Origin of the sequence: Cellulophaga baltica 18, assembly GCF_000468615.2 — a bacterium.
GTDB classification, from domain to species: domain Bacteria; phylum Bacteroidota; class Bacteroidia; order Flavobacteriales; family Flavobacteriaceae; genus Cellulophaga; species Cellulophaga baltica.
Genome location: NZ_CP009976.1, coordinates 3,697,301 through 3,712,201 on the forward strand (window position 1 = coordinate 3,697,301; position 14,901 = coordinate 3,712,201).

Here is a 14,901-nt window from a genome sequence, read left to right on the forward strand (position 1 = left end):
TTATGAGAAGGTACGTAATAAAATTATTGGCACGGCAGTTTTGGCAAGATGCCTTTAGGTCTAAGGTGATGTTCATAGCCTCTATTTTAATGTTATTCTTACTTGTTTTTTCAGCTTACAGCGGATGGGAGAATTATCATGATCAAAATTTCGTGCGAGATGAAATACAGCACGAGGTGCAAGAAAGTTGGGAAAACAATCCAGATAAGCACCCACACCGTATGGCGCACTATGGTTCATTTGCCTTTAGACTAAAACATATACTAAGTGTTTTTGACTTGGGAATGGAAAATTTTGTGGGTAATGCCGTCTTCTTGGAGGCACATAAACAGAACACTGTAAACTTTTCTGAAGCCAGTATGTCTACTGGTTTATTACGGTTTGGAGAAGTAAGTCTGGCCATGTTGTTGAAAGTGATTGTACCTCTATTGATTTTCTATTTAGGATTTGCCACCATAGCCAAAGAACGAGAAAATGGAACCCTAAAACTACTAATAGGACAAGGGATAACAAGAAAAGAAATCGTATTTGGAAAATGGTTGGGTTTGTGGAGCCTTTCCTTGATTTTTCTTAGTACCATCTTTTTAGTGTTATTATTTTTTGTTTTGATAGAATCTCACGATGCCGTGAACGCTGATAGCATATTTAGATATGTAATTTTGCTGATAGCATACGTACTGTTTTTCGGAATTTTAAGTGCCATTACCATTTTAGTTTCCGCCTTTAGCGCTACTGCCAAAGGAGCATTGGTAAAACTATTGGGCATTTGGTTATTGTTTGTGATTATTGTTCCTAAATCATTGCAAGCAATGGGTTTCTACCTATACCCTACTCCTTCTAAAATTGAAATGGAAACAGCGGTCGAGCATGATCTGATGCAATTGGGTGATAGTCATAATCCGGACGACCCACATTTTAAAGCCTTAAAAGATTCGGTACTACTAGCTAATAATGTAACTGATATAGCAAATTTGCCCTTTAATTATGGTGGTTTTGTAATGTCTAAAGGTGAAGCTTTAAGTGCTAATGTTTATTTAGAACATCAAGCAAAATTATATAAGGTATATGGTAAACAGAATAACCTGGAACGCTACTCGGCATTTATAAATCCATATACCGCCATTAAAAATTTGTCTATGGCGTTCTCCGGCACCGATTTTCAATCTTTCCTCCTTTTTAAGGATAAGGCGGAAGCGTATCGTTTCAATTTAGCCCAAGAAATGAATCAATTACAAATGGATTTAATTCCTAATAAAGGAAAAGCAGGTCCGAATGCCATCTCAAATGATTATTGGAAAGAATTCCCGCCGTTTGAATATCAATTTATGACAGTTTCAAATGTTTTTAAGAATGAGTTGACTTCAGTGTTAGCGCTACTTTTATGGAGCGTATGGAGCATATTCGGACTATTAAAATTATCGACCAACCTAAAAGCCATATAGATGTATAAATTATTGTTTAAATCATTTTTTAGGACGAAAATCTTCTTGGTAAGCTTAGTGCTACTATTAACCGTGGGTGTCATTAGCATCTTAACTGGTAAGCAGTATTTAGTGAAACAAGAAAAGGCTATTGCTGCAGCTCAAGTATATCAAGAAGAAAGCATTAAAAAGAATGTGGAATACCATCGTGATGATTTGGGGTTATTATTGTATTACTTACGATTTACCTTAGTCAAGAAACCAGCAAATATTAGTGCCATTTCCATTGGGCAGAGTGATGTAAATCCACTCTTGCAAGCCGTAACCATTCGTGGTTTGGAAGGACAGAAATATGATACCGATTTTGAAAATCCGTCACTCCTAATGTCGGGCAATCTAGATTTGGGGTTTGTAATCATTTATCTTTTTCCATTGGTATTAATTGCCATGACTTTTAATTTATATTCCGAAGAAAAAGAGCTAGGAACTTGGCGGATCTTAGCGGCACAAACCTCACGCAAAGCACTGTTTCTACTTAAAAAACTTGTGGTTAGAATACTTTTTGTATTCGGGGTGCTGTTTTTCTTGATGTTTTTAGCAAGTGTAACATTACAAATACCCCTAGAGCAAAATTTTTGGGCTATTTTTCTCCAAAGTGTATTGTACCTATTATTTTGGAGCGCCTTATGTTTTTGGATAATTTCATTGCAAAAAAACTCTAATTTTAATGCATTGACATTGATTTCTATTTGGGTTGTTTTGACCATTTTGTTTCCCGCTTTGGTGAACAATTATGTGATTAATACATATCAAGTGCCAGAAGCGTTAGATGCCATGGTGGAGCAAAGAGATGGTTACCATGAAAAGTGGGATTTAGAAAAGGCTGCCACCATGGTAAGTTTTTTAGAGGCCTATCCGCAGTTTTCAAAATATGATGTTCCAGAAGATGAATTCAGTTGGATTTGGTATTATGGCATGCAGCATATGGGTGATTTGACAGCAAAAGAAACAAGCGAAGAAATGACAGAGAAGATTATGTTGCGTAACACTGTAAGTGAAAAAATAGCTCTTTTTGTACCCACTATGCATGCGCAATTAAGCTTCAACACTCTTGCTGGTACAGACATGTTGAATCATTTAGATTTTTTAATTGCTTTGACCGAATTTCATGAAAAATTGCGCTTAGGTTTTTATCCTAAAATTTTTGATCATACCACGGCAGATGCTATCGATTGGTCTAAGTATGAATCAAAATTCTATACGACAAAACGGGATTTTAATTGGCTGAGTTTACTGCTACCTACCCTTTGTATTACGCTAATCATAGCGTTAGTTACGTTTTATAATCTTAGAAAATTGTAAATTTTAAATGGGCTAGTGATTATTTCTAGTCCATTTTTTTAAGTCGATTTTAAATCCATGAAACTACTATTTACCTGCTATATTTCGCCTTGTAGTTATGACGGCACTGTAGCTAGTATAGATTTAGATAAAGACACCATTGATGAGGAAGTAGTGATTGATTCATCACAACTTATGAGTTCCTATAGCAATGGCGTTGTGGAGTTGAATATCTTGATTGCACGAACTAATAAATCTATAAGCTCTAGCTCAAAGACATAAATACTTCTGCTACCATGTATGTAAATAGAATTCTAGGTTAGAAAAAGAAATTCCTGCCCTCCTACTATTGTTGCTATAAAAAAGTATTTTAGCTGCTAAATGAAGGATATATTTACAAAATTTAAGAAATATCTAACAACACCCTACCCGTATTACTATGGCAATACCAAAAGGGTGCTTTTTTTGTTGTTACTTATTTCAGTCTTAAGTTTTGGCTTCTCGTACTTTTTTGAACCTTTTGAAGTGAATGCAGCAGAGCATAAAATTAGCTCTATTGTTATACTATTCGTGCATGCTTTTATTCCATTTCCTATAGCCTTTTGTTATTTCAAGCTACTAGATAGGACCTTAAAAGAAGATACCCGATGGACACTCGGTAAAGAACTTTTTCACCTCTCCATAATTTTGTTACTTATAGGCATAGCCGGTTTTTTAATTCGGGATTTTATTTATACTAACCCAGATAATTGGTCTCTCACTTATTTTTGGGAAGAAATACGGAATACCTTTTTAGTAGGATTTCTATTAATTGTTATTGTGCTCCCCTTAAATCTAGAGCGGCTGATACATAAACATACACATAGCGTGCAACAGCTGCCTGAGAAGCAAACCAAAGCTGCACATAAAAAGCTTATTTCCATTACAGATGATGCTTCACAGGAGATTTTTGAACTACATAGTAGTGAGTTTCTCTTTGCTAAAGTAGAAAGTAATTATACCGAAGTATTTACGTTTTCCGCTACGGGAGTTCATAAAATGTTACTTCGTATCACCCTTAAAGAATTAGAAGAACAATTAACCCCCATGGCTCCCCAAGTATTTAAAACTCACCGTTCTTATCTGGTACATTTAGGGGCTATTGATACTATTACAGGAAATGCGCAAGGGTATCAATTAAGCTTAAAAAACTGTCATACGCTAATCCCTGTTTCGCGCTCTACTATCGCGCGCTTTAATGCTGTGTATTCTAAATTGTAATAATAAGCCCTTGTATTTCGTCACATTTGCGTGTCCGCCATCACAAGTCAAAGAAATCATTCAGATTAGTTTTTAGGTTTGTTTTCAGGATATAAAAACAAGGATTTGGAAGAAAAAAAACGCAGGTATGATTTAGATTGGTTCCGAGTTATCGCCATACTTGCAGTATACCTGCACCATATAGGGATGCCTTTTAATGGCGATACTTTTCATATCATGAATGCAGATTCTAGCAAGTTTTTGGATGATATTATGGTTTTCTTTGAGCAATTTAGATTGCCGCTTCTTTTTCTAATCTCTGGAACCGGAACCATATATGCTTTTTCTAAAAGAACATGGCTTCAATTTTTAAAAGAACGCAGTACCCGGTTAATTATTCCTCTTATTTTTGGAGTCTTGTTTATTGTGCCGCCACAAACTTATTATGAACATTTAGCTACCTATGGTTCTTATCTAGACGTTTATAAAAATGGTGTTTTTGAAACCAATCATTTATGGTTTATTGAAAACCTCTTTGTGTATTCGATAGTACTTATTCCGCTAATTTTGTTCTTGAAATCTCCTAAATCTGATAGTATTATGAGGTTTTTGGATACTATTTCGGCTAAAAAATATGGCATCTTACTTTGGGTACTTCCGTTACTGATCATTACAATACTTCTAAAACAAGCCTACCCAAGCGATTCTAAAGATTTGACAAACCTCTCCTCTACCTTTTATTACGGCTATTTTTTAGTAGCGGGAATGCTATTTGCTACCTCAAATACGAGTTGGTCCCACTTGAAAGCACACCGCGAATTTAACGCGATAGCCTTTATCTTAAGTACAATCTTATTTTATGGCTATTACTTGTTGCCTAATGCCTATATAGCGCCATATCTTTCTATAAACGCAAGGTGGAACGTGTGGTACCTAGTATGCGGATTAGTAAGCTGGACGCTCATAACTACGTTACTTGGTTATGGTCAAATTTGGTTTTATAAAAAAAGTGTATTCCTACAAAAATGCAATGAGGCTATCTACCCATTTTACATCTTACACCAAACCATTATTGTTATTCTAGGCTATTACATCATCCAATTAGAGCTATCTATTGTTGCTAAAATTGCACTACTCCTCGTAACTTCCTTTCCAGTAACAATCCTTATGTATAGGCTATTGATCTATCCCTTTAAAATTCCTAGACTGTTATTTGGGATTAAGAAGAAGGACCATTAAAATATATTTTATCTCTTTATTTCACGTAATAATAAATACCATCTACAGCGATAATAGTGTCTTTTAAATTTTTAAACTTTATAGCTTTAACAGGGTTTAAATCAAACCATGGGCTACAACTCGTTAAACTATCTATTTTCGCTTTATTTTCTTCTAAAATATAATTCTTTGTTAAACGTAACTTATGTAATTTTTTACAATGCTGTATGGCTGTAGGCAAATCTTTTAATCTGTTTTTCTCGAGAAATAAATAATAAAGGTTTTTCATGTTCCCTATAGATTCAGGAATATCATATAAGCTATTATTCGTGGCAAAAAGAAATTCTAAATTCGATAGGTTTCCTATATTCTTTGGTAAATGAGTAAGTTCATTATTTTCAATGGAGAGTGTTGTTAGGGATTTTAGATCAGAAAAAGAGTCTGGCAGCTCTTTTATGTTGTTGTTGCTTAACCATATGGTTTCAAGCTTACTCAGTTTCCCGATATCCTCAGGTAAACCTTCCAAATTGTTTAGTTCTATTTCTAATGTTTCTAAATGTTTTAGTGAACCTATCCAGTTTGGGAGCTTTGAAATAGCATTCTTGGATAATTTTAATACTTTTAAATTTTTAAAATCCTTAATGATTTCTGGTACTTCAGCTAGATTTGAATTTGAAAGATCTAAGCTTGTTATTTCAAGTTTTTCTTTTTCATCTTCAATTAATAGTAGATCTTTTCGAGGCAAATTACCGATACTTATAGACCAAATTCCCTTTCTAATATCATCACGATAATAGATTTCCATATTTCTATCAAAATACAGATAGCTCGTTGAGGTTAACTCTCCACTATCCCAATCATCAGTTGTGGTTATTTTATCCGCTTTACCAAAAACCCGTTCTATATCTTCCTTTGAGATGTTTTTATAAGCATTTAAAGCTGTACCATTCAATAGCAAAGACTGCACCCTGCCGTAATTTAAAACATAATAGTATCCTTCATCATAGGATACATGTATATCTTTAGTCAAAGAGAAATCTATTTCTTTCGCCTTTTTATCCTCTTGAGATTCATAATTTAATACACGAATGTTTATCTTACTTTTATCAAAAACAGTAACGGAATCGCCTATTTTAATATCATTTAAAGTAAGATTTCTTGGGTTTATAGAACTATTATATAACACCTCTGGATGATTCATGATTTCAAAACTCATTGTTGTAGTATCACATGATAAAAAATTGAAAAAAGATAGGATTGCTAAGCTCAGGTATTTCATATCAATTAATTTTTATAGCGATCTCTCGCACGGTGCCTAAATCTTTCTTTTTGTGTTTTTTTAGAAACATAACTTTGAAATCTTCAATGGCTTCTAAAAATTCTTGCCTGGAATAATTATTATCATACGGCGAAAAATAAAAATAGTATTCCTCATTATCTAAGTCTATTAATGGTGCTATTAACCTATGAATCCCTGAATTCATTTTTCTATTGACAAGTTCCTCATGGCTTAGCACCGCTCCTTCCGTATTATATACCGTATCTGTTTTTTTAATATATTCGATATAAGGATGCTTAGCCATGCTCTTTTTTTTATATTCTTTTTCCCTAGCTGACATTTTATAATCTGCCAAAAGACGGTATTTTTTCATAGTTTTTGGAGGGAATACCGAGTCATAAAAATATCCTTGGATTAGTTGTACCCTACCGTTATCTAACACCACCTGGTACCCTAAACTCTTATCGTTCAATAGTTCTATAAGTGCTTCTGTTTTAGATTGTATGTTAGTGTATGAAGGAGCATACGGGTTTTCATATACCTCTATATTAGGACTAATATGTGCTTCTAATAAGCTTGTATCATTGGTATACACCAAAATTGTCTTGTTCTTTTTAAGGATTACATCTCGTTGCAACTCATAGCTATTCACCACCTCATTATAGGCTTCTACAGCTTCATTATGAGCTTCTATGATAGGATCTTTTTTACGTAGCACTGCGGTATAAAACACTATTCCACCTAAAAAAATTATTCCTCCAATAAACAGTGCTAACGCACTACAGCCCTTATTCGTCTCAGAAGCAGCAGTACCTAATTCTGAAGCCATTGAATTATTCAGTGGAGATTCAAATGTATCTTCTAGGTGCTTATATTCTTCTGATTCAGGATCTTCTTCTTCCAGTTCATCCTCATTAATACCCGGAAAAGCGTTCTTGAGGAGTACTTTAGTTTCTTCCGTATATAAATTGCCATTGAACCAAATTTCCAAACTTTCCCTATGTAATCTAAAAAACGAACTTGGGAAGCTGCTTATCTTATTATAACTAAGGTCTAGAAAAGTTAAGCTATGCAACAAACCAATGGTACTTGGTAGTTCTTGCAGGTTATTGCCATCAACACTTAACCACTCCAACCTTCTTAGCTCACCAAAAGATTCCGGTAGGTATTTTAATTGACCATTCCCAAAATTGATTTTCTCTAATTGATGGAGTTTACCAAAATTTTCAGGTAAATACTCGAAGTAATTGTCCGCTGCCCATAGCTCCTTTAAATACCTCAAATTAGCAAAATTTGCCGGTAGGCTTTCTAACTGATTACCATCTAAAGACAATACTTCTAAATATTTGATACGCGCAACTACTTCTGGTACCTGCTTTAATTTAAGACTAAAGATTGCTAAATCTCTTAACGCGTATAGTTTATCAAGCCACTGCGGGAATTTAACTAAAGGGTTAGCACCAAAACCCAGTTCTTTTAAGTTTGTTAATGCACTGAAAGATTCAGGAATAATTTCTAACTGATTTTCTGAGAGCGAGAGTGTTTTTAAATACCTAAATTGAAGCAGGAATTCAGGAACATTAGTAAAATTGTTGCCGCGAAGATGTAAAACTTCTAAATATTTCAGTTCCGTAATAAAATCTGGCAACGCTGAGAGTTGATTATCACTTAGATTAAGCTCTCTTAACTTAAGATTCTTCAGAATACTTTTCGGTACTTCTTTGAGGTTTTGATTGGATAAATCTAGAACATCTTTCTTTTCCTTTTCGTAGGCCATGTAGTTTGGTAAATGCTATAGGATATAGTACGGATTTAAATAATTTAATATTGGCATTATGCTTAGATTTATCGGTAGCTCAATTAAATCGAAAAACTAACGCTCAAAAAATTGCTTATTTTTTGAATATAGAAAATAGCTTTTTTAAGAAGGTGTCTTTTGGTTTTGCATCACTGCTGGTCGCCACTACAACCTTTTCTTTTGCATAAGTAACAATATGTTTTTCTATATAATTATGTTGTGCTAATATTTTTGCTACACGCTCTTTAAAACCCCTGCCTTTCTCTTGATCTATTTGAAAAATAAAATTAGCATACCCCTCTATTTCTGCCAGTACATTAGCTCCGCCATTCCATGTTTTACCTTTAATACCATCTTTTTCTATTTGATATATTAAGGCTCTAAAGCGTTTTAAAGAGACTTTGTTAATATTAGGCTTTTCGTTTACAACAACGCCCGTTACCTCTTGCCGTTGATGGCGTTTCATAATCCTTAATTTATCTGGATGTAACGTAAAGTTTTCACTAGTTACTATTTTCTTTGAATATTTTAAAAGTGCTGTAATTTTTGAAAATTGATTTTTGTCTCCTGAAAAGGTGATATCATCTACATATCTTGAGTATGTAAAGCCGTATTTAGATCCTAAACCATCCAAACGATAATCCATTTTCTTACAAATAATATTAGTGATAGCCGGGCTACAAGGCGAACCTTGCGGTAAAAAACGATGACCTTGTTGCGCAAAATAATGCTCGCCTAATAAAGAGATATCTAAGATTTTTGGCTCTGAACAGAGTAATGCAAATATTATGGATACTTGCTCTGAATAACCCATTGCTTTAAATACGCCTTTGATTCTTGTATAGGTAATGGATGGAAAGAAATTTTTTAAATCTTGATTGATAACCACATCTTTATTCACATGGGGTAAAGCATTAGAAAGTATTGATTTTTCTAAGACACAGCCATGTGCCTTTGGGTGCATGGTTATTTTATTTAAAATATGCTCTAAGATATAGTGTTGTGCTTTTTTTAGACGGGGCATCGGGGCTGAAATTAACCTATGCCCTCCAGATTTTTTGGCTACTTTAAAACGTTTATAATGGCTTGTTTTTGAGTTTTTACGAGAATAGGCTAGAAACCGCAATTCTCCTAAGCTAATTTTCATAGCCTTGGCAATATCATTAGCTGATTCTAACACGGGTAATCCTTGAGCTTTTAGAAGATCTGTAGCTGTATTTTTATCGTTTAATTGATGTGAATATCCTTCACCCAAATAAATAATATCTTCATTCTTTAAGAGCTGCCAGCGCTTAGCTTTTTCTATACGTTCTAAAGCCCTTTTCTCTTTGGTTTCTTTCTGCTTTTCTTTAGAAATTCGTTTGCGCTCTATGTGCTTTGCGGCAATAAATGCTTCTGTATCCTCTACAGACTTTTCTTTCTTTAATAAGTCATGGAGTTGCTTAGAAAGCTCGCTTTCCTTTTTGAAAAACCTATCAACTTTATCAAAATCAACATTATCTTCTCCCCAAAAACCCAATCGTTTCATTTCTGAAATGATGTACTCTTGTTTAGACGACTGTCTAATTTTATCGTAGATTTCCTGTCTTCTTTCTGTTGAATTACTCATAAAAAAAAGGTAGCAAATAAGATGTATTTTTTCCCTTCGTACGACTCTAAAGACTGAATTGAACAACTCCAGTGAAATAGGTACTAGTGTACTATTTCACTTCATAGAAGTCTAACCGGAAATGGTACACTAGTACCTATTTCACAAGTTAAGTTCGAGTCAGTGACGCGTTCATTGTCTGTAAACAAGATTGGCGATCCACCAATCAAAATGCAAGGTTTTTATCTTATTGCTACCAAAGTTTAAATATATTAATTATTTTTTATCAAAGCTTATTCTTGTTGCTAAAATATGCTCACAAGGGCCTTTTGTCATCTTATTCATGTAATAATAATTGCAATTACACTTACCATCTGTAATCTGTAAATCTTTATTAATCACTACCGTTGTTTTGAAGCTATTACTCACTACGGCAGTAACTTCTATTTTATCATTTTGAACTTCGGATTTTAAATTACGAACTTCACCATTTTCCATTAATTGGTAGGCTTCTTTATCCGTGGAACTAGAAAAGCGTAATTCTTCAAGATCAATACCTTCGCGTTTTAATTCTCTAACCCTATACACCTCGTTTTTTAAATCATAAATAACCTTACCCGCTTGTGTAAAAGTTTCTAAAGACTGTTTTACGGTTTGTACGTCTAAGTTTAGTTTAGTGGCAATCCCTTTTTCCGTATTCAACCAATCTTTTCTTAATTCTAAATAAATGCTTTGCATTGTGGTTGCTGGAACTTTACCTCTTGGTGCTAATAAATCTAGTTGCGTGGCTTGAGACCAATCATTAGCAGTCCAACCAGAAAGACCTAAAGTAAAATACATGTCGTTAGCCAAATGAGCTATGTAAAAAGAAGGCATTCCGGTTCCTAATAAATGCACCGTAAATTTTCCTGTTATGGGTAATAAGCGTTCTAATAATTGAATTCTTCTTCTTCCCCAAACTCTAATTTCTTTAGCTTCATTGCCAGTATAGATAGACTGCAAACAAACTACCTCTATATTCCAAGGCTCAAAGACAGCAAGAATAGGTTGTCCTGGTTTTAAAATATACTTAATCGCCCTAGGTCCTTTTTTTTCTTTATTTCGTTTTAATACAGCAATAAAATTAGCAATATCTATAGGGTGCAAATCAAAAGAGACCTTATCACTTGTCATCGCAGAGCTTACTTGTAAGAAACCACGAACCCAACTGTCTGGTAAATCAATTTTCACCTCTCTATACGATTCTTCACCTGAAGTTTGAACATCAAAACCTTTAGGATCTATTTTAAATTCTGTGTCTTTATAGGTTCTAATTTTCTGAAATTCATTATAAAGTTTTTGCGAATAGTCAATGTTGGTAGTTCCACATTTAAACTCGTTGATGTTATTGAATACATCAAGACCACATGATAATTTTCCATAGACCGATTCGTCTTTACTAAAGCACTCAAAGAAAACTTGATCTGGGTGCACCGTAATTACAGGATCTAATACTAACCATGCAGCATAGTCTCTTGTATAGATATATTTAAAATATTCCTTTTGAGATTTATAGTAAGGTCTAGTAATCTCTTCTCGTTGTTCGCGCAATCCTTTTAATTGTCCTTGTAATTGTCTAATCTCATATTTTATCTTAGGCAATTCTGCCGAGGCTTCTGCTATCCAATTTGTTTCTTCATTTTTTAACCACGCTAAATATTCAGAATTATCTTTGGGTTGAAAATTAAAATCTGCTACTACTATTTCATGCAAAGCTGAAATTGCTTCTCTAAAAGGCAGTTTTTTATCTAAACTGCCCACAAAATATGTAGGCTCTCGTAAAATATCTGGTGCAAAACTCACCCCTGTAGACGAAGTTCCGTTAACTATACTGCTGGTGCCACTATATTTATAATTAAATTTCATTACTTAAATCATGGATTAATAGTGGAACTTCTATAGTTGGATATTGTACTGCTATGGCCAATAAAACATCTATACTTCTGCTTTTATCTCTCAATGTTTTAGTACCTAAAATAGCACTGATAATACGCACTGTCATAACCGCGACTTCTTCATTTTTTAGCGCCTCTTGTTCTAAGAATGCGTAAATTCTTGTTTTTGCTGCTCTGTTTGAATTGATCCGGAATAAACTGGTTTTAAAGTAATTTTCTAAGGCTAAAATTACTTCATGCTTATCTTTAGCATATCCTTCTAAATAATTAGTAACAAAAAACTGCATACGTTCTGTAGGGTGTTCCTGCAGTTTTTCCAGTAACGGCAAACCTTTATCTTCTGAAAAATGTTTCGTGACCATTTTCATTCCAAAAGCCTGAACATCTTGTTTCACATGATCACAGGCATATAAAAGCATTTCTACCGTCCAGTTTTTTGCTTCTATATGTTCCTCAAAATACGTACAAGCCCAATCTATAACATCTTGCCATTCTGTATTAAAAATATGCAATGCATCTTCTAGCTCATAATTTACACGGGCTGTATTATCCTTGAAAAAATTATACAATTTTGCCCTAATTAAATAGACATCACTATGTGCTAATTGTACCAATTCTAACATCGTTAAGCTAGAAAGGCTGATGTTTTTTTCAAAAATTGGAGTTCCTAAATTCTGTGCACTCTCATATTTTGATCCTATAAGCGTCATAATCTGCGCTTTGGATAAAGACGACAAATCTCTTTCGAAATACTTTATCAGTAACTCATAACAATTCTGATGCACCCCTTGGTACGTTTCTGCCTCTGTTAGAACTTGTAATAATTGGTGCAATAAATTAGCTTTAAAGGCATGGTCTAAGTTCACTAATCGTTCAATAGTAGGCTGAATAGCTTCTCTGACTTCCTGAAATTCAGAAAATAAAAAACCTACAATATCTTGTTTATTCGCTAATAAAAAATCATCTGGAAAATGAGCTAACAATGCAATTCCTGCTTTTCGTAGGGTTGCTTCATCTGAATTGATGTACTCCTCGAACGAGTCTTTAAATAACTCATAGGCGGGTACACTATTATATTTTGCCAGATTGAGTGCAAATAATTTATTAGTTGTTAGATTAGAATTAGATAATTCTGCAATTTTATTAGAAGGTGTTTCCTTTAAGAGTTTGCCAAATTCCGACTCACCAATCAGCTCATTAACCGCAATTAAAAAATCTTTGCTAAAACTATTTATAGGGTCGAACAGGGGTTGTAAGGACGCAATTTGAATAGGATGATTATAAGGAAGATTGTATTGAAATAAGCTTTTCAAATAAGTGATTACTTCAATCGCATTACTAAGTAATAAAGCGGGTATAAAGTGGCTGTTATCAAAATAATTATGTTCGTAGGTTTTTAACCAACCCAATCCTAGTTCGATTGCTTTTTCATTTTCAGATTTTAAAAGAGCCAATAAAACAGTTTCCTCTGGTTGCACTATTCTGTACTTGTTTTCTAAAATATCAAGTATTAAATCTAACACCTTCGGATGATAATGACTTACCAACTTCGCTATCAAATCATCGTCAATTGTATCTAAAAAATGTGCATTTTCTTTTATAATTCGCAATGAAAAATCTACCGCAATCGTACTTTTAGCATTAGCTAAAATGTTTATTACATTATCTGGTTTTGTATCCCATACACTAGATAGCGCTTCTTCTCTGGGGCTATCTGGTTGAATTTCATCTACATAATACCATTTATTTTTTAAATGCTGTACTCTTGATGAGTTCCCGTACAAAATGTACATTAAAGCTAGGTAGTCATGGTATTTAGGAAAAATTCTTTTCTCCGAAGTATAACGACCCGTATAAGAGTCATAATTGTAGGCATATTGAACTTCTTGTTTTGCGCCATCATCCTCGTCATTAAGCGCACATAGCGTTTCTGTAGCATATTTGATATAGGCATCTGTATTTTCTGTGCTTAATTCATATACTTTCTTATAGGTGACCTTATTAAAATAATTTTTTGTCTTAGCTGAAAAGGCTATAGAAGGATTCTCTTTCTTCTTTTCATCTATTGCTAGTACCCATGAATCGTTGCTGTAAATATAGTCTGATGTATATCCCGGTTTACTTACTGCTATACGCTTGGAAAGTAACGCAAAGAATGAAATATCATTTGTAATTTGTACTGTTCTATAGATGTATCTTATAGACTTAAATACATTAACCTCTAAACTTATTTTGTCTAATAGCTGGTATATCTTGTGGCGTAAGGCCTCATTCTTATTAGCGAAAACATACGCATAATATAACAGAGAAGCATCCACGGTATTCTCGCTAATATATTGCATGGGTAAAGAATGAATCTGATCCTCAGAAATATACTTAGAAACTTCTGTGTGTATAACTTGTTGGTCTACAGTATTTCCGTACTTTAAAATATATGCACATGCTGCTCTACCCGCTATTGTTTTGAAAGTATGTTGTTTAAATACTTCTAAAATTTTTTGGGTATATGTAGTATTTCCAAATGATGCTAATACTGTTATGGCGTTATGTTGCTGAAATTCATCCGTTGCTGATAAAAATTGAGCAATTACATCTGAAGCAGTAACCATTTTTAAGGTTCCTGCTCTTAAAATAATTCGCGATACCTTCCAGTTCCTTGTATATGTATGGATTAAAGCTTGTTGCAAATATTTTGAGATAGTTTCTTCTCTAATTGTATTTACAGAAGAACTTGGAATCTTAGTCGTTTCAGCCGATACTTCCAGTAGCGTATCGGAGTATCCTTTTTTTTCTTTACTATCAATAAGCGCATTAAAAATTTTATAAGCTTCGTCATAAGCAACCGGAAAAACTGTTTTGGTACCTTCCCGTAACTGTGCTCCTCGCCTCCCGTACCTGAAGTTTACTACAAATAAATCTTGATTTTCACAGAGATCTACTTCATAAACTTTGTCCGATTTTCCTTCAGAAAAATAGAGTTTCTTTTGTTTTACTAATTTCAACCTATAAACATTTTTAGTTTTTAAATATATAAAACTCTAAGAAACTATCAACGGATTTGAACGAGTAAATGAATAAAAAAA

At 33.8% G+C, this 14,901-nt stretch carries 10 protein-coding genes; 5 read left to right on the plus strand and 5 right to left on the minus strand.

Annotated elements, in window-relative coordinates; genetic code table 11:
- Nucleotides 1-2 precede the first annotated feature (2 nt).
- From M666_RS15855 to M666_RS15875, 5 genes are all read left to right on the plus strand, one after another.
- The gene (locus M666_RS15855; RefSeq protein WP_029446638.1) at nucleotides 3-1,442 is read left to right on the plus strand and encodes an ABC transporter permease; all 1,440 of its coding nucleotides are present in this window, start codon (nucleotides 3-5) and stop codon (nucleotides 1,440-1,442) included.
- Nucleotides 1,443-2,783 (plus strand): DUF3526 domain-containing protein, encoded by a 1,341-nt coding sequence (locus M666_RS15860; protein ID WP_029446639.1) that lies wholly within the window; start codon nucleotides 1,443-1,445, stop codon nucleotides 2,781-2,783.
- A gap of 57 nt (nucleotides 2,784-2,840) precedes the next feature.
- Nucleotides 2,841-3,044: a hypothetical protein gene (locus M666_RS15865; protein WP_029446640.1), complete on the plus strand. Its 204-nt coding sequence runs from the start codon at nucleotides 2,841-2,843 to the stop codon at nucleotides 3,042-3,044.
- A gap of 99 nt (nucleotides 3,045-3,143) precedes the next feature.
- Nucleotides 3,144-4,022, plus strand: a complete 879-nt coding sequence (locus M666_RS15870; protein ID WP_029446641.1) for a LytR/AlgR family response regulator transcription factor — start codon at nucleotides 3,144-3,146, stop codon at nucleotides 4,020-4,022.
- 105 nt (nucleotides 4,023-4,127) lie between these two features.
- Entirely contained in the window at nucleotides 4,128-5,240 is a 1,113-nt protein-coding gene (locus M666_RS15875; protein WP_039326519.1) for an acyltransferase family protein, read from the plus strand.
- Nucleotides 5,241-5,256: 16 nt separating this feature from the next.
- Here the strand turns inward: M666_RS15875 and M666_RS20070 are convergent, their stop codons facing one another.
- The 5 genes from M666_RS20070 to M666_RS15900 all read right to left on the minus strand — a co-directional run bounded on the left by M666_RS20070 (nucleotide 5,257) and on the right by M666_RS15900 (nucleotide 14,820).
- The gene (locus M666_RS20070; RefSeq protein ID WP_082007919.1) at nucleotides 5,257-6,498 is read right to left on the minus strand and encodes a leucine-rich repeat domain-containing protein; all 1,242 of its coding nucleotides are present in this window, start codon (nucleotides 6,496-6,498) and stop codon (nucleotides 5,257-5,259) included.
- A gap of 1 nt (nucleotide 6,499) precedes the next feature.
- Nucleotides 6,500-8,275, minus strand: coding sequence for a leucine-rich repeat domain-containing protein (locus M666_RS15885; RefSeq protein WP_029446644.1), 1,776 nt, complete (start codon nucleotides 8,273-8,275; stop codon nucleotides 6,500-6,502).
- 115 nt (nucleotides 8,276-8,390) lie between these two features.
- Complete coding sequence (locus M666_RS15890) at nucleotides 8,391-9,905, minus strand: reverse transcriptase family protein (protein WP_029446645.1); 1,515 nt, start codon at nucleotides 9,903-9,905, stop codon at nucleotides 8,391-8,393.
- A 255-nt stretch (nucleotides 9,906-10,160) separates the two neighbouring features.
- Nucleotides 10,161-11,789 (minus strand): hypothetical protein, encoded by a 1,629-nt coding sequence (locus tag M666_RS15895; protein WP_029446646.1) that lies wholly within the window; start codon nucleotides 11,787-11,789, stop codon nucleotides 10,161-10,163.
- Complete coding sequence (locus tag M666_RS15900; protein WP_029446647.1) at nucleotides 11,779-14,820, minus strand: hypothetical protein; 3,042 nt, start codon at nucleotides 14,818-14,820, stop codon at nucleotides 11,779-11,781. The genes M666_RS15895 and M666_RS15900 overlap by 11 nt, the downstream gene beginning before the upstream one ends.
- Nucleotides 14,821-14,901 lie beyond the last annotated feature (81 nt).